We start from the raw sequence: 17,562 nt of genomic DNA, 5'->3' as shown, positions 1-17,562 counted from the left end.
TTTTAGACATCGATTTTATTAATACAACCTATGGTCCTATTGTAATTCATAGATATAAGGACAAACCAACTAAAACCAGACCATACTAAAAAAGCTCTCTATGAGAGCTTTTTTTTAATTAATTTATAATCAAAGATACTTTAATGTCTTCTACATACTTATCATTTATCAATGTTCCAAAAACAATACCTGCTTCTTCATTAATATTCTCATATATTACTTCTGTAATATTTTTTATTTCATGTAATCCTAATGATTTATTTCCGGTGATATTAATAAGTATATTTTCAGCCACCATTAATCTTCTAACAATCTCCACATTACTAAGAATTTCTCCAACAACTTTTTTACTTCTATCTTTTCCACTTGCAGTTGCATAAGTAAAATATGAAGATTTACCTCCGTTAAAAATCTTATAAAAATCACCTACATTTAAATTAAATATTCCATTAAAATTAATTAATTCATAAAAGTTATTAGCTAATTGAATAACATTATCCTCAAACTCCTTACGATTCACCTGAAACATAGAACTGCAACTATCTGAAAGGGATTTTAAAGAGGCTTTATATATTATATCTTGTAAATGATCATTATTATATTCTTTGCTTACCATTAAAAGGTTTAGTATTCCCATTTTACTAATCAATCGACATGTAGATTCAATAAGAGTTGAATCTCTTTCATCCTTAATTGTCCCTATTACAATTGCAATTTCTGTATTAATAAAATATTTTGAAAGTCTTCCTTGAATTACTCCTTCATTATGATATGAAATTTCCATTCGACCTTTACTATTTAATACTTTGTCAATGCAATCTCCTAAATATATGTTTTTATCATATCTATTTGATAATTTTATTGTTCTATCAAGATGTATTGCAACTCTATTAGAATCCCAATGTTTGTTGATATTTAGATTTTCCATTGCTCTAATTCCACTCTCACCACATGCAACAATAGTTATCACTTAAATCCCCCCAAATACTACAAACTACAATGTTATAGTGAATTTAGTTCCTTCACCTTTCTCACTTTCAACATTTATTTCACCATTATGTCTTTTTACTATTTCGTAGCACAAAGCTAAACCAATACCGCTTCCTGGTTTATTGGCATCAACTTTAAAGAATTTTTTAAATATCTTATTTAAATTTTCTTTATCTATCCCTATTCCATCATCTAACACTTCAATTTTAAATTTATCATCTTCAGAATATGCATTAACTGAAATATTTCCATTGTAATCTGTAAATTTATAAGCATTTTCTAAAAGATTAATCATTACTTGTTTAAGCCTAGCTTGATCTCCCCAAATAATTCTAGTTTTATCTTTTATATTGAGGGTCAGCTTTATTTTTTTTTCATTGGCTTTAACTTTATATTGATTCACTACATCTGTAATTAGCTTTATTATATCTACATTGTTCATATCAAAACTAAAGGTATTTTTCTGATATCTAGAAAAGTCCAATAAATCTTCTACAAGATTTATTAGTCTTTTTGTTTCGCTTTCTATAATTGATAATCCAAGTTTTCTATCCTCTTCATCATCTTCAATCATTAACGTTTCACTCCATCCCTGAATTGAAGTTAATGGAGTTCTAAGTTCATGAGAAATAGATGATATAAAATCATTTTTTATTTTTTCACTTTTATCAATTTCTTCAGCCATGTAATTAAACGTTTCTGCCAAATCTCCAATCTCATCTTCTGTAATCTTGCTAGCTCTAACTTTATAATTTCCACTGGCCATTTGCTCTGTAGCATTTTTTAATTCCTGAATTGGAACAACAATGCTTTTAGCTAATATTAAAGATAAGGTTAAAATCAAAAGTAGTACAAGTATTCCTAAAACAATGCAAATTATCATTATATTATTTATAGCAACTCCAATTTTTTCAAGAGATACACTAAAACGTACAACCCCTTTTGTTCTATTATAATAATCTTTTATTGGAACTGAAATAGCATATATTTTTTCATGCTCTGTTACAATGTCATCTCTAAAACTAATATCTCCTTTTTCTAAAGATTCATAGACATCAGCTGCAGAAGATATTTCATTTAATCTAACACCTGCACTATCAACCAAAATTGCACCATTAATATCAATAATCTGCACTCTTGATTTTTCATCTGTTAAAATTATATCCCTGTATATTTCTCTAGCTTTATCATTAAAGTTCTTGTGAGGCATTTTATCATTATATATTTCATTCACTGTAGTTGCTCTACTAAAGAGATAATTCTTTATTGTACTATGATAGTAATTCTGAGCAAAAAGTATAAATGCTACTTCTAATGAAAATACTGTTAGAACAACAACAATAGAATAATTTAAGACTATCTTATTTTTTATGGTCTTCATTCTATTCTTCCTTTCGCCAGCTATATCCGTACCCCCATACCGTCTTTAAATGTTCAGGTTTGGATGGAGAACTTTCAATCTTACTTCTTATCCTCCTAACATTAACATCAACAATTTTATAATCCCCTACGTAATCACTTCCCCATACCTGATCTAATATCTCATTTCTACTAAGTGGTTCTCCTTTATGAGTCATTAATAGCTTTATTATTGAAAATTCTGTAGGAGTTAGCTCTACTTCAACTCCATCTTTTTCAAATCTTCTCTGTCTTATATCAAGTTTAAATGGAGGTACTTCAAGTATGTTCTCATTCTTATGAGATAAGAATTCAACCTCATCCAATCTTCTTTTTTGTGCATTTACGCGTGCTATAAGCTCTTTTACACTAAACGGTTTGACAACATAATCATCCGCACCATAACTTAATCCAGATATCTTATCTTCTTCTTGCCCCTTTGCTGTTACCATAATTACCCTGATATTTTTGTATTTTTCTCTAATATACTTACACACATCAAATCCACTTATACCAGGAAGCATAACATCTAAAAGAGCTATATCAATTTTCTCTTTTTCTAACTTTTCAATTGCCTCTTCTCCAGATGCAGCCTCTATAACATTATATCCTTCTCTTTTTAGATTTACTTTTACGAAACTTCTTATCCCTAATTCATCTTCTAACAAAAGAATATTCATACTCTTATCCTCCATTATCTAAATATTTCAAAGTTCACTTTAATTTTCTCATCATCAACTTTTAGTTCTTTTTTAACTCTAGAATCATTCTTATTATTATAGAACTTAAATGTTTTCCCATTGTTTTGACCAATATCAACGAATACCCTTCCCGCTTCACTAGCATTTCTATTAAAATCATCAAGATAACTATCATCAATAACTATTAATCTAGCAAGTTCAACCTTTCTTATTGGGTATTCATCTCTTTGATATATAAACATATATTTTATTTTCTTGCTCTCATTCACTTCCATAACATAGTTGTTATTCCATTCTTTTGGTAAATAGAATCTAAATCCGTTAGTTTGATCATAAAAAACATCAACTTTAGGTATTATGCCTGAAGCTCCATCCCAATTATACCATTTTTGGATAGTTGGATTTTCATTATTACTGCTTATCATTAAATTTTCATCAATTTCTATTTCTAAAGGTTCTTCTTTATAGAGTATATTTATCTCTCTGATTCCGTCTTTATCAATATCCGCATCATTTGTAATAGTCATACTTTGTGTAATACCAAAATCTTCAACGTCTTTTGAAAATACTTTTTTTAACATTCCATCTTTCTTAATTAACAGCTCTGTATAACCAGAATATATCCCTATTTGCACATCAACAAAGATTCCATTAATCACCTCAGTTGCCTTCCCACTATTTGCAGTAAAACTTCGTACACTTCCATCACTAGGAATTATAATATCATTTGTTAACTGACCTTCAGAGTCTGCAATATTATACAAGCTAGCCTTTATTTGTCCGTCTTCTGTAATATTTAAAAGCACAATATCATCAATATTATCATTATCTAAATCAATAATTTCCACATCATCACATTTCTTTTCAAATCGTAGAAACATTTTGTTATTTTTCTCACCATATACTTCAACTCTTATTTTTTCATCCTCTTCTAACCATTTAAGTATTATCTCATGTTTTCCATCATTATTAATATCTTTAAGCATTATCGCATCAATCTCCACAGCAACTCCATCAATAATATATAACTGGTCCCATGTACCTAATAATTCTTTCAAAATAATAATCCCATATTCATTTAGCTTGTCTTTGTTCTTATAAACTGCTATTAACTCTTCTTTACCATCACCTGTTAAATCAGCAAAATTAATTGCAGAACCCTCTTCGATATTCTTAGGAATAATAAGCTCATAGTTTATTGGTAAGTCGCGAATCACCTTTTCCGCTACAGCTATTTTATTATCCATATTAGGTTTCTGAATCATTTCCTCAGGTAAAGAGAACTTATCACACCCATTAAAAAATATCATGGCTACTATAATAAAAAACATATATATTTTCTTTCTCATAAAGTCCTCCAAAAAAGCACGTAATAGAGATTTCTCTAGAATTTTCTAGGTCCTCTATTTTAATGTCTAGTAAAATATTTATTTTTGTAATTAACTTACATTTCACTTTATTAATTCTTGCCCATAATATAAATTTTACACCAAAATGCATGTTTTATCAAAAAAAAACATTTAATCTCTTTATATAATATAAGAAGAGTATTGTTATCACAATACTCTTCTTTTAATTATTTTACTTTTACTTCTGTCCATACTCTGTTATATTCTTCAACAAAATCTCCTAAATCAATAAATACTTCACACTTTTCAAGAATCTCATCATCTGGGTATGAAGTTTTATTATTCTGTACTTCTTCTGATAAAAGCTTGAAAGCTTCTTTATTTGGTGTAGAGTATTCTATATACTCAATATTTTGTGCTGCCACCTCTGGTCTTGTCATAAAATCAATGAACTTTTCAGCTGCTTCTTTATTTTGTGCACCTTTTGGTATACACATGTTATCAAACCACTTGTTACTACCTTCTTTAGGAATAACATAAACAAACTTATCATCATTAGCTTGTATTTGCCCCGCTTCTCCTGACCATGTTAAGAAAATCGATCCTTCACCTTGTAGAAGCATTGTTTTTCCTTGATCTCCTACATAAATTGGATTAACTAGCTTCATTTGTCTTACTAACTCATCTCTAGCAGCTTCTAATTCTTTAAGATCTGTAGTGTTTTCTGAGTATCCAAGCTTTATAAGTGCAGGTACAAGTGCATCTCTCATACTATCTACCATAAGAATTTCATTCTTATACTCTTCTTTCCATAAATCTTCCCAACTTGTTATTCCTTCTTTAATAACTTCTGGATTATAAACTACACCTAATGTACCCCAAGTATAAGGAACTGAATATTTATTATTTGGGTCAAAAGGTAAATCTCTAAATTTTTCATCAATGAACTTAAAGTTTGAAATATTATCATAGTTTAACTCTTCTAACATACCTTCTTTTATCATCTTTGAAATCATATAATCTGATGGAATTATAATATCATAATTACTCCCACCATTTTTAATCTTAAGATACATCTCTTCATTAGTTGAAAACTCTTCATAAACAATTTCTATACCTGTTTCTTCTTCAAATTTTGTAATAAGTTCAGTATCTATGTAATCACCCCAGTTGAATACATATAACTTCTCCTTTTCTTTACCACCGCATGAAACTAAAAGTGTAACAGCCATTAAAATACTAAATATTAATAGTACGCTTTTTTTCAATTTAATAACTCCTTTCCTTACTTGTTCTTTTATTTATTATTAAAATTATTAATACTACAAAAACAAACATCAATGTTAATACAGCATTTATCTTAGGATTTATCCCTCTCTTTGCCATCGAATAAATTGTTATAGACAGATTTGTTACACCATTTCCTGTTGTAAAGAAACTTATTACAAAATCATCTATAGATAATGTAAATGCCATTAATAAACCTGTTATTATACCTGGTTTAATTTGTGGAAGTATAACTTTTCTTAAAGCATAAGATGGCGTAGCTCCAAGATCCATGGCTGCTTCAAGTGTATTCGATGGTAACTGCCTTAATTTTGGCAACACTGATAGTATTACATACGGTATACTAAAAGTTATATGAGCCAATAACATTGATACTAACCCTCTATCTAACCCAATTACAACAAATAATGTCATTAATGCTATTCCTGTAACTATATCTGGATTAAGAATAGGAAGGTAATTAATATTAAGTACAATCTTTTGAGGTAATAACTTTAATTTATATATGCCTATAGCTGCAATTGTTCCAACAATTGTAGAAATAGTAGATGATATTAAAGCTATAAACACTGTATAATATAGAGATTTTAAAATCTGTCTATCTTTAAAAAGCTCAGAGTACCATTTAAGGGTAAATCCATTCCATTCTACTGCAATTTTTGAATTATTAAATGAATAGACAATCATTATTATTATTGGAGCATACAGGAATAAAAATATGAGAAAGAGATAGAATCTCTTCAAAAAACTCTTTACCATATCTTGCTTCCCCCTTCTTCTTTATCAAATCTTTTCATTATTGCCATTGAAATTAAAATCATAATCATAAGTATTAAAGATATTGATGAACCAAAATGCCAATTTCCAACACTTAAAAATTGCTGTTCAATCAGGTTTCCAATAAGCATATATTGTCCACCACCTAGTAATTTAGATATTACAAAGGTACTAACCGCTGGCATAAAAACCATAGTAATTCCAGAAATTATTCCAGGTACACTTAAAGGTATAATTATTTTTGTAAATACTTTCACCTCATGAGCACCTAAATCTCTAGCTGCTTCTATAAGACTTTTATCCATTTTACATAAAACTGTGTATATAGGTAGTATCATGAAAGGTAAAAAATTATACACCATTCCAAGTACAACAGCTCCATCAGTGAAAAGGATTTTTATTGGTTCAATTCCAAATATGCCTAAAAACTTATTTATTAGTCCATTTTTTCCAAGTATATTAATCCATGCATATGTTCTTAATAAAAAATTCATCCAAAGTGGAACAATTATAAGCATGTATAGAATATTCCTTTTCTCATAAGTTAATGTACTTAGAATATACGCAAATGGATACCCTAAGAATAAACATATTATGGTTGATACAATAGCTAACCAAAAGGATTTTTTTAATACATTAAAATATAAAGGGTCAAAAAACTTAGTGAAATTCTCAATTGTTAATACCAAATGATTATTTTCCATTTTAGTTATTCCGTATACTAGTACTAACGCTAAAGGAATAACTATGAAAATTACACTCCATATAATGTATGGATAAGACAAACTCTTTTTCATATTTATCCCTCCATTTTACTCATAACATGAATATCTTCTGGATTGATAACAAGTCCTATTTCTGTACCTACAGAATTCATTATTGTGCTATGAATTAGCCAATCAAATCCATTTGCTTCAGCTACTAGTTCATAGTGAACTCCTTTAAATACTACAGATTTAATAACTCCATTCATCATTCCTTGTCCACTTTCAACCATCTTAATATCTTCTGGTCTTACCACAATATCTATGTTTGTGTTTTCTCCAAAACCATAGTCAACACATTCAAATTCTATTCCACAGAATTTAACAAGATAATCTTTAATCATAATTCCATCAATAATGTTACTGTCACCTATGAATTTTGCAACGAATGCATTTTTGGGTTCATTATATATATCAACCGGTGTTCCAATTTGCTGAATTTTTCCTTGATCCATTACAACAATTGTATCTGACATTGTTAATGCTTCTTCTTGATCATGAGTAACATAAATAAATGTTATTCCAAGCTTTTTTTGCATATTTTTAAGCTCTATTTGCATTTCTTTTCTTAACTTTAAATCTAATGCTCCTAAAGGTTCATCTAAAAGCAATACTTCTGGTTCATTAATTAATGATCTTGCAATAGCAATACGTTGTTGCTGTCCACCACTTAATGAATCTATACTTCTATACTCATATCCTTCTAAACCTACAAGCTTAAGCATATATTTTACTCTGTTTTCTATTTCTGTTCTATTCATTTTCTTTATTTTTAACCCAAAAGCAATATTGTCATAAATATTCATATGGGGAAATAAGGCATACTTTTGAAAAACAGTATTAATATTTCTTTTGTATGGTGGAACATCATTAATCACTTTATCATTAAAGAGAACTTTCCCTGATGTCGCTTCTTCAAAACCGCCTATTATTCTTAAAGTAGTTGTTTTTCCACAACCACTTGGCCCTAGCAGTGTTAAAAATTCATTCTTTCTAATATATAAGTTTAATTCATTTAATACTGATGTTCCGTCATATTCTTTCTTTATATTTACTAAATTAATAATATTCTCATTCAAAATTCTCACCTCAAACTCTAAAATGAAGGTGGTGAACTAACCCACAACACCTTTGCAACACTTTTTCCCGAATTAGCAATATAATGATTTTTTTTACTTTTAAAATAAAAAACTTCACCCTTTTTAGCTTTGTATTTTTTATGGCCTAAAAAGATGGTAATATTCCCTTGTATAACATACCCAAACTCTTCTCCTACATGAGCTTCTTCTTCTTGGTATCTACCGCCTTCTTCCATTGTTAATAGAATTGGCTCCATTTCATTTTTTTGAGCATTAGGTACTAACCATTTCAAATTATATTTAAGTTCTTGATTATCTGTTTCAAATATATCCTCTTTTTTAAATACAATCTGTTCGTCTTCTTCTTCATTGAAAAAATCTTTCAGATTTGTTCCAAGACTACTTAAAATATCAATCAAAGTTGCTATTGATGGTGATGTTAAATCCCTCTCTAATTGAGAGATAAATCCTTTAGATAACTCACATCTTGTAGCTAACTCATCTTGTGTCAAGCCCAACTCAACTCTTAAATGTTTGATTTTCTCTCCTATATCCATACATTCACCTCTTTATTCTTTCTTATATAAAAACTTATTGTATGTGAAAATCTCTCTATTTATTACTGTTATTCTTTATAACAATAAAATATAACTATTTTTATGTTTAATTGTTATAATATTAAACTTCAAGTTTATTCATACTAAACATACGTCTTATTTATTATACTATTTTTTATAAAATAATCAATATATTTTTTCACATTTTTTGTGTTTCTTACATTTTTGCTAAAAAAAAACACATGCGTATGCATGTTCCATAAATAATTCATGTAACCAATTAATCTTATACAAAAAAAAGAAGCTGAAGATAATCTTCAGCTTTGGCAGGGGTAGCAGGAATCGAACCCACATCAACGGTTTTGGAGACCGCTGTTCTACCGTTAAACTATACCCCTTTGGGACAAGATTTATTTTAACACATAATCATATTATCCGCAACCCCAAATCAAATAAATATTTTTTCTGAATATGCTAAAAATACTGTATATATAGATTATTGTTCAGACGTTCTTTAATCTTTAAATATTAAAGCTTCTTTTGAAATTTACTAATAAGATAAGTTATCAAATATATAAAATTTTATGGAGGTATAGAAATGAAATATTCTAGTTCATCAAAAAATAGTCCCCTAATAAATACAATAGAATTAAATGCACTTTTAAGTTTGCTTGAAAAAAAAGGTATCATAGATAAAGATGAATATATGAATACAGTTATCAATGTAAGTTCATCACTTTTAGCTGAAGCTGAAAAAAAAGGTTACGTTGACAAAAGACTTCGTTCTGAAATAATATCTTCAATACATGATGGTTTAAATTAATATTCACCTATTTGAATTTTTAACATAAAATATACTGATACATCACCTAAGAGTTTGATAAACCTTATGATAAGGAGGTATTATAATGAACAATTGTTACCCATGTAATAGAAACTATTGTACCAACTACATTCAGCGTCGTCCTAATAATTGCTTTTGGGAAGGCATTATATTTATAATTACTTTATTCTTCCTGGTAAGTCCATGTGGATTATTTGGATTCCCAGCTTTTGGCCTTTTCATATAGTATAAAGAAAACACGGCTCCACAGCCGTACTTAGTTGAGAGTTGTGAGTTGAAAATTTAATCTTTTCCACTCTCAACTTCTTTTATGATAATAAAAAAAGCTATCTCAAAATTTTGAGATAGCTCTATTTATTATTTTAAATCTAAATTCTTTAATTTATCACCAAATAAGTCACCTAAAGTTTGCATATCATCTTCATCATTGAATTCATCAAGATTTATAACAGGCTTCTCAATTGCCTCTTTAATACTTAATCCAATCTTTCTTTTATCTTTATCAATATTGATTATTTTAACCTTTACAGTGTCACCTATATTTAATACTTCTTTGATATTAGCAACTTTCTCTTCGCTTATCTGAGATATATGAATTAACCCTTCAATCTCTTCGTTAAGTTTAGCAAATGCTCCAAAATCCATTATTTTAACAATTTTAGCATCAACAACATCACCAGTCTTGAAAGTTGATATCTCTTTATCCCATGGATGTTCCATAGTATCTTTCATAGATAAAGATACTCTACCTTTTTCGCTATCAACAGATAATACAAATACTTCCACTTCATCTCCAACTTTAACTACATCATCAGTAGATTTAACTCTCTTCCAAGACAATTCAGTAATATGAACTAAACCTTCTATTCCACCAATATCAACAAAAGCCCCATATTTAGCAGTTTTAGTTACTACACCTTTTCTTTTCTCTCCTGCTTTAATAGTAGCGAAAAGTTCTTTTTTCTTTTCTTCTCTCTCTTTTACCTCAATTACTCTTCTTGATAAAACTAACTTCTTCTTGCTCTTATCTAATTCAATAATCTTAACTTCAAGTTCAACACCTACAAATGCTGATAAATCTTTTACGTAATCTGCACTTAATTGAGATGCTGGAATAAATCCTCTTACTCCTTTAATATCAGTTATTACTCCACCTTTAACAACTTCTTTTACTTTAACAGTTAAAGTTTCTTCTTTATTCATAACCGCTTCTAATTCATCCCATACTAATACAGCATCAGCTCTTTTTTTAGAAAGAAGAACATTTCCATTTTCATCTTTACTTTTTACAACGTAAACTTTTACAATATCGTCAACTTTAAGTACATCTCTTGGATCTATATCTTCATTACTAATCTCATTCTTAGGTAAAATTCCATCTGCCATATGTCCAATATTTATTATTGCTTCATTCTCATTAACAGTAATTACTTTACCTTCTAAAATTTCACCACTATTAATACGTTTCATAGATGCTTCAATTTCATTTATCATTTCATTCATATCATTGTGTTGTTCAGTCATTTTTATCTCTCCTTTTTAAATTCCCCATAAATTATTGTTGTTTCCTTTATACCTTTACTTAAATATTATATCAAACTTATCCAAATGATTGTATATTTAATTAATTTTTACCACAACATTTTTTATATTTTTTCCCACTTCCACAACTACAAGGATCGTTTCTTCCAATTTTCGCTTTAACTTCTCCTATTTGAGAAAGAGCTTCAATTTCCTTTGGTGTATGACCTTTAAGTGCCCAATGAATAGTTTCCTCTTTGAAACTGATAAGATGCTTTAATAACTTAGCATATATATTCATATCATTTACAACTAAACTATGACTTAAATAATCCATTACAAATTGAACATCTTTATCATTTTTAATCGCATATTCACATGCATCAATTATTTCCTCTGCATCATATTCTTCCATGTTGTAAGATTTAAGAAGTAAATCTTTTATAGCAATTCTACTATTGCAATTATTTACATAATTAGTACTTCCAAACTCTTTTATCTTATCAACACTAAATTTTTTATAATCATAGTTACATTGCTGTACTTTATCGGCAATATCAATATGATCATAAACATCAGTATGACAAATATAATCACCATAAATTATGAACTCATTATTTTTATATGCATATCTTTGCAATATAAACTGTATGAACCATTCATATTCTATACTACACTCAATACTTTTCTCAATTAATTCTATACATTGGGATATACTTAATGCCCCATATATATTTAAGTATCCCCTTGTTAAGTTCAAAATATCATCATTTTTACTAATGGTTTTAGTAAATTGCTTGTCCTTTTTTAATTCTAAGAAAATTTCTTTAAATTCATTTGGGCAAACAACAACTTTATTATTATCTATGATTCCAGTATATAAAATACCTAACTTCCTGTAATAAGTTATTGCCTTTGTACCCATACTGCAATTATTCTGGATTGGTGTGCTTATAAAAGCGGCAATTTCATTAACTCTACCACTATCAAAATACATCATTCCCATAGATATGTCTTGTTCCATTGAAGTAATTATACCTTTAATTAAATCATTTTTTTTCGCTGTACTAGCTAAAGTAACATTCCAGATTTTCTTTACTTCCTTAAGTTCCGCTACTGTAAATGTATTAAGTAACTCTTCTAATGATGAGTCTTGAGAAATCTTCTTAAACATTTTCTCAAAGTTTTTTCTTTTTTGCTCATCTTGAACACTATGTATTTTGTCTAAAGCTTTTAATAGTACTTTCTGATCTTTTTCGCTAATTTTATTATTAACCACCCTATTTTCCTCCTATGAATCATTATAACTAAGTCTAAAATATATATTATTACTAGTAAACTACTTCCATTTTACCAGTATTTAACTTCAATTACAACTTTTGTATGATTTTTATGTTGAAAAAAAGCACAACATTTGAATTATAACATATAATAAAAATATTTCAAAACCCAATTATTGTACAAACTTTCCCTAGATTATCCTGAAGATTTCCACTCTCTACGTATTATTTTTTTCCATTTCTTATTGATACCTTAAACCAAAGAGGATTTTCTTTTTAAATATTTCTTTAATTATTTAAAATTTTCTATTTGAATGAATAAATTATACTCATTAACACAAAATAATAATGAAAATAATCAGAATTTTTAACCAATTCACTTCACTACATTAACACATATATGTTATACTATAAATAAGGTATAACTTGCTTATAAAACTTATATCATAATCTATGGCTTAGACCTGTGTAGGCTAAGACCTGAAGAGGTGAGTTATTGTTCTATCCACAATAACTCACCTCTTTTCAATGGAAAATTGTGAATTCCAAACCACACTTTTAAAAGAAGTTGAGAGTGGAGAGTTGAGAGTGGAGAACGATGGATGCTTTTGCTTTAGGGCAAAAGCTACATTTTTTTGTCTTTGGGACAAGAAGTTTTTACTCATTTTATCTGGGATAAAATATTATATTAAAGTACAAAGTTTTTTTCAATAAATTATATCAAAACCATTGTCCATGAAAGATTAAATTAAACTATATTTAAGATTTAAGGGAAATTGTATGTCTGTTGTAAATGTTAAATATTTGAATGTCATATAAATATTTTGTATAATTTTAGATAATGATAAAACTTGAGGCATAACATATTTGAATTGTTCAATAAAGGATTTAGGAAAGTGTGTAACAAAATAGTAAAATTATACGAATTAGAAAGAAGGTTTAATATGGTAGGAAAATATAAGGTAATAACTCTTTGTGGTAGTACAAGGTTTAAAGACGAATTTCTACAAGTACAGAAAGAATTATCGTTGAAAGGGAATATAGTCATTTCAGTTGGCTTATTTGGACATGCTGATGGGGAATTTGAGAACCTTATTACTGCTGAAGTCAAAATGATGCTTGATGATATGCATAAAAGAAAAATTGATATGGCTGATGAAATATTTGTAATTAATAAAGGTGGATATATAGGTGAAAGTACAAAAAACGAAATAGAATATGCTATAAAAACAGGTAAAAGAGTTAATTATTTAGAGCCAAGTAGTTAAGACATAATAAAAGAGTTGAACTAAACCGCTGATAAACAGCGGTGGCAGACGAGAGCTATCGCTAAAGTTTTGCATAAAAATAAAGTGGTACTTGTATAAAATACCACTTTAATATATCTAACACTTCATCTATCATTAAACTAACGACAGTACTAAAGATAAAGGAGTGTTAAGATGTCAGAATATTTGTTAAAATTGAATATGGACTTAGAACTTAAAGGTTACAGCCCATTAACTTGTAAGTATTATGTTGGAAATGTAAAACGATTCTCAGATTTTTATGATAAATCACCAGAATTACTTGGTGATGAACAAATTCGAGAATACTTACATTATTGTATCACAAAGCGTAAGCTAAGTGAAGGAACAGTAAATGGCATTTATAGTGCACTGAAATTTTTCTATGAGACTACTCTCGAAAGAGATTGGAGAGTAAAGAAAGTGTTTAGGACTAAGAAGGCGAAAAAGATTCCTGTAGTTTTAGCTAAACAAGAAGTTAAAGAAATATTTGATTCTGTAGATAATTTAAAACATAAAGCAATACTCATGACTGTATATGCCGCAGGCTTAAGAGTGAGTGAGGTTGTTAAGCTAAGGATAGATGATATAGATAGTAAAAATATGCAACTGCTTATACGAAAAGGTAAAGGTAAAAAAGATAGATATGCTATGCTTTCTAAGACTAATCTAGAAATTTTAAGAGTTTATTGGAAGAGATATCAACCACAGCATTTTCTGTTTGAAGGGAAAGAACCAAATTCACACATAGCAGTTCGAACTGTTCAAAGAATATTTGAGAACGCCAAAAATAAAAGTGGCATAACAAAAAAAGCTTCAGTTCATACATTAAGGCATAGTTTTGCTACTCATTTATTAGAAGCTGGAACAGATATATGTTATATTCAGAAACTTTTAGGGCATACTCGTATTTCTTCCACTACTATATATCTTCATATTAGAAGAATGGACTTGCTTAATATAGAAAGTCCTTTGGATACTTTGTAATGATAGGATTATCAAGGTTTGAAGTACAAGATATATTTAGGGAGTATGGAGTGGAATATAGAAGAAATCATAAATTACCACTATATCAATGTAAAGCTATGAGCGCTATTGAAAACTGTCGTACATCAGCTCTTGGTGGGCATATTGATGAATGTAATTCTTGTGGTCATATAAGAATTTCTTATAATTCCTGTAGAAATAGACATTGTCCTAAATGTCAAAGTCTTGCTAAAGAAAAATGGCTTGAAGAAAGAAAAAAAGATCTTCTACCTGTAGGATATTTTCATATAGTTTTTACAATTCCATCAGAATTAAATGCGATAGCATTAGTGAATTCTAAAAAAGTATACTCATTATTTTTCAAAGCTGTATCAGAAACACTACTGGAGCTCGCGAAAGATACTAAATATTTAGGAGCTGAGATTGGTTTCACAACAATACTTCACACTTGGGGGCAGAATTTAATGTACCACCCACATATTCATTGTATAGTTCCAAGTGGGGGATTATCGTTAGATAATACTAGATGGATTAATTCAAAGAAAGATTTTTTTATCCCTATTAAGGTTCTTTCAAGAAAATTTAGAGGAAAATTTCTTGCTTATTTTAAGCAAGCTTATTATAACAATGAATTCAAGCTAGTTAATACTATTGAAGAATTAAGTCAAAAGCATATATTCCTATGTTGGATAAATGAATTATATTCGAAAGAATGGGTGATTTATTCAAAAGCACCATTTAAGAGTGCAGAGTTTGTTTTAGAATATCTTGGGCGTTATACCCATAGAGTTGCAATATCAAATAACAGAATTGTTAATGTTCAAAATGGATTAGTTACTTTTAAATGGCGTGATTATAAAGATAATAATAAACAAAAATTCATGACTTTAAAGGTTGATGAATTTATAAGACGATTTTTAATGCATATATTGCCATATAATTTTGTTAAGATAAGGCATTACGGTATTATCAGTAATAGAAACAGAAATACAAAACTTAAGAAATGTAAAATACTTTTAGGGGTTTATTCCGAAAGGAATATCGATTTTCTGAAAAAACTAAGTGTACAAGAACTATTAATGAAATTAACTGGAGTTGATTTATCAAAGTGTCCATGTTGTAAAAAAGGTGAAATGAATCATAAAGAAAAACTTGAGCCTAAAATTTGCTCACCACCTTTGAATAAAAAACAAAAAAATTAAGCTGTATTAAGCAAGGGAAGAATATGTAGTGTTATATTTCATATATTTGGCTTTGTATGATATCTAAGGGCTATCGCCCATATATTTGATTAAAATTTCAAGTATAGCTGATCTTTTGAGAAGGATAATAAGTTTTGAATCCCCATAAGGCTGCTACGCGGCTTCGTTCAACAATTGTTTCGGAAATTGAGCACCTAATTTATTCTCTGGTCCTAGCATCTTGATAAAGTATGCTAGTTTTGTTATTGCTCAACTTCCGAATACAATACTACTCGTTTCATGTCATAAGAAAACAAACTTGATTAGTGATTATATTCAAATATTAATTAAGGATGCCTTTAATAGGTACCCTTAATTATCCTAAGATTAAAATTTCACTTAGTCAAATATCATTCGTTCTCAACTCTCCACTCAAAACTTTGAACTTGTTTTTATTAGAAAACTACTCTTTGTGGTTTTCTCTGTTTATAATAGTAATATTCTCCGTATCCTAAATCCCTTAATGCATTCACAGCTATTTCATGATTGTTCCCTAGCTTTTCTGCGCTATGAGCATCCGAACCAATAGTAATTAGTTTGCCTCCCAGCTCTTTATAAAGCTTTAGAACTCTAATACTTGGAAATAATTCATTAGCTCCACAATCTAATCCCGATGTATTTATTTCTATAGCTTTCCCTCTTCGTATAACATTATTAAGTATTTCACTGATTATTCCTTTAAAATCACAGAATTCATAGTTTCCCAGCTTCTCAAATGCATATCTTTTTAATAGATCAATATGTCCTAAAATATCATATTCTCCCTTTTCTGAAACCTCAAGAACCTTCTTAAAGTATCCTTCATATGCATCCTTATTACTTTTTCCTTCAATATATTTTCTAAGCTTTGGCCCATCAATATCATGAACTGATCCTATAATAAAATCAATGCCTTCATCCTTAACAGTTTTTAATATACTATCAATATTAAATTGAGGGCTGCATATCTCAAGACCCTTTAAAATTTCAAGTTTATCTTTAAACAATCTTCTACAGCATTCAATTTCATAATCATATTTTTGAAAATTCATATGACCGTATGTAGGTAATCTTTCAATAGTTGAAAAATGTTCACCAAATCCTATTATTTCTATTCCTTCACTCACAGCTTTTTCACACATATTTTTCACTTTTTCCACACTGTCAAAAGAATTGTCTGTATGGATGTGATGATCTATTTTTATCATATGTTTCACCCCTCTAAAAAAGCACGGCAAGCCGTGCTTTTGAAAACAAATTGATAATTGAGAATAGAGAATGGAGAACGATGGATGTTTCTGCTATCGCAGAAACTACATCTTATTGTTCTTTAGGATAATCGGTTTTTACTTATTTTATCCTAGGATAAAATTTTGTATTTCAAATACAAGGTTTCATTTTAAATGAAACGAGTAAACACACATCGTCAAGGAACAACAAGATTAAAATTTCTCGAAGAGAAATGTCAATCATTCTCCATTCTACATTATCCATTCTCCATTATTCTTTTCTTATAAAGCTC

16 protein-coding genes and 1 tRNA gene are annotated in these 17,562 nt (G+C 28.7%); 4 read left to right on the top strand and 13 right to left on the bottom strand.

Annotated features, from left to right (window positions below; translation table 11 throughout):
* Nucleotides 1-118: 118 nt before the first annotated feature.
* From OW730_RS11485 to OW730_RS11440, 10 genes are all read right to left on the bottom strand, one after another.
* Nucleotides 119-970, bottom strand: a complete 852-nt coding sequence (locus tag OW730_RS11485; RefSeq protein WP_271229153.1) for a hypothetical protein — start codon at nt 968-970, stop codon at nt 119-121.
* A gap of 24 nt (nt 971-994) precedes the next feature.
* Nucleotides 995-2,371 carry a sensor histidine kinase gene (locus OW730_RS11480; protein ID WP_271229152.1) on the bottom strand — a complete coding sequence of 459 codons (1,377 nt, stop codon included), beginning with the start codon at nt 2,369-2,371 and terminating at the stop codon, nt 995-997.
* Nucleotide 2,372: 1 nt separating this feature from the next.
* Nucleotides 2,373-3,068, bottom strand: coding sequence for a response regulator transcription factor (locus OW730_RS11475; protein ID WP_271229151.1), 696 nt, complete (start codon nt 3,066-3,068; stop codon nt 2,373-2,375).
* A gap of 14 nt (nt 3,069-3,082) precedes the next feature.
* Entirely contained in the window at nt 3,083-4,438 is a 1,356-nt protein-coding gene (locus tag OW730_RS11470) for a hypothetical protein (protein WP_271229150.1), read from the bottom strand.
* A 227-nt stretch (nt 4,439-4,665) separates the two neighbouring features.
* A complete protein-coding gene (locus OW730_RS11465; RefSeq protein WP_271229149.1) occupies nt 4,666-5,706 on the bottom strand; it encodes an ABC transporter substrate-binding protein in 1,041 nt (346 codons plus the stop codon).
* Between the two features lies 1 nt (nt 5,707).
* Nucleotides 5,708-6,484: an ABC transporter permease gene (locus tag OW730_RS11460; protein ID WP_271229148.1), complete on the bottom strand. Its 777-nt coding sequence runs from the start codon at nt 6,482-6,484 to the stop codon at nt 5,708-5,710.
* The gene (locus OW730_RS11455; RefSeq protein ID WP_271229147.1) at nt 6,478-7,299 is read right to left on the bottom strand and encodes an ABC transporter permease; all 822 of its coding nucleotides are present in this window, start codon (nt 7,297-7,299) and stop codon (nt 6,478-6,480) included. Before OW730_RS11455 ends, OW730_RS11460 begins: the two co-directional genes overlap by 7 nt.
* Nucleotides 7,300-7,301: 2 nt before the next feature.
* A complete protein-coding gene (potA, locus tag OW730_RS11450) occupies nt 7,302-8,345 on the bottom strand; it encodes a spermidine/putrescine ABC transporter ATP-binding protein (protein WP_271229146.1) in 1,044 nt (347 codons plus the stop codon).
* Nucleotides 8,346-8,362: 17 nt separating this feature from the next.
* Nucleotides 8,363-8,902 (bottom strand): helix-turn-helix domain-containing protein, encoded by a 540-nt coding sequence (locus OW730_RS11445; RefSeq protein WP_271229145.1) that lies wholly within the window; start codon nt 8,900-8,902, stop codon nt 8,363-8,365.
* Nucleotides 8,903-9,226: 324 nt separating this feature from the next.
* A tRNA-Trp gene (locus tag OW730_RS11440) sits at nt 9,227-9,300 on the bottom strand.
* A 200-nt stretch (nt 9,301-9,500) separates the two neighbouring features.
* Here OW730_RS11440 and OW730_RS11435 point away from each other — a divergent pair.
* Complete coding sequence (locus OW730_RS11435; RefSeq protein WP_271229144.1) at nt 9,501-9,725, top strand: hypothetical protein; 225 nt, start codon at nt 9,501-9,503, stop codon at nt 9,723-9,725.
* A gap of 378 nt (nt 9,726-10,103) precedes the next feature.
* On the opposite strand, the gene rpsA is transcribed toward OW730_RS11435, so the two are convergent.
* Nucleotides 10,104-11,270 carry a 30S ribosomal protein S1 gene (gene rpsA, locus OW730_RS11430; protein ID WP_271229143.1) on the bottom strand — a complete coding sequence of 389 codons (1,167 nt, stop codon included), beginning with the start codon at nt 11,268-11,270 and terminating at the stop codon, nt 10,104-10,106.
* Nucleotides 11,271-11,370: 100 nt separating this feature from the next.
* Nucleotides 11,371-12,546 carry an SEC-C metal-binding domain-containing protein gene (locus OW730_RS11425; protein ID WP_271229142.1) on the bottom strand — a complete coding sequence of 392 codons (1,176 nt, stop codon included), beginning with the start codon at nt 12,544-12,546 and terminating at the stop codon, nt 11,371-11,373.
* Between the two features lie 945 nt (nt 12,547-13,491).
* Between OW730_RS11425 and OW730_RS11420 the strand changes: the two genes are divergently transcribed.
* The 3 genes from OW730_RS11420 (at nt 13,492) to OW730_RS11410 (ending at nt 16,022) form a co-directional block, all read left to right on the top strand.
* Nucleotides 13,492-13,815 (top strand): hypothetical protein, encoded by a 324-nt coding sequence (locus tag OW730_RS11420; RefSeq protein ID WP_271229141.1) that lies wholly within the window; start codon nt 13,492-13,494, stop codon nt 13,813-13,815.
* A gap of 174 nt (nt 13,816-13,989) precedes the next feature.
* The gene (locus OW730_RS11415) at nt 13,990-14,820 is read left to right on the top strand and encodes a site-specific integrase (protein ID WP_271224758.1); all 831 of its coding nucleotides are present in this window, start codon (nt 13,990-13,992) and stop codon (nt 14,818-14,820) included.
* On the top strand, nt 14,820-16,022 hold the full coding sequence (locus OW730_RS11410) for an IS91 family transposase (protein ID WP_271224759.1): 1,203 nt from the start codon (nt 14,820-14,822) through the stop codon (nt 16,020-16,022). The genes OW730_RS11415 and OW730_RS11410 overlap by 1 nt, the downstream gene beginning before the upstream one ends.
* A 434-nt stretch (nt 16,023-16,456) precedes the next feature.
* Here the strand turns inward: OW730_RS11410 and OW730_RS11405 are convergent, their stop codons facing one another.
* Complete coding sequence (locus tag OW730_RS11405) at nt 16,457-17,248, bottom strand: histidinol-phosphatase HisJ family protein (RefSeq protein ID WP_271229140.1); 792 nt, start codon at nt 17,246-17,248, stop codon at nt 16,457-16,459.
* Between the last annotated feature and the right edge of the window lie 314 nt (nt 17,249-17,562).

The organism is Oceanirhabdus sp. W0125-5, assembly GCF_027938815.1.
GTDB lineage: Bacteria > Bacillota > Clostridia > Clostridiales > Clostridiaceae > Oceanirhabdus.
The sequence above is the reverse complement of the archived record's forward strand: the minus strand, read 5'-3'. Positions and strand labels throughout refer to the sequence as shown.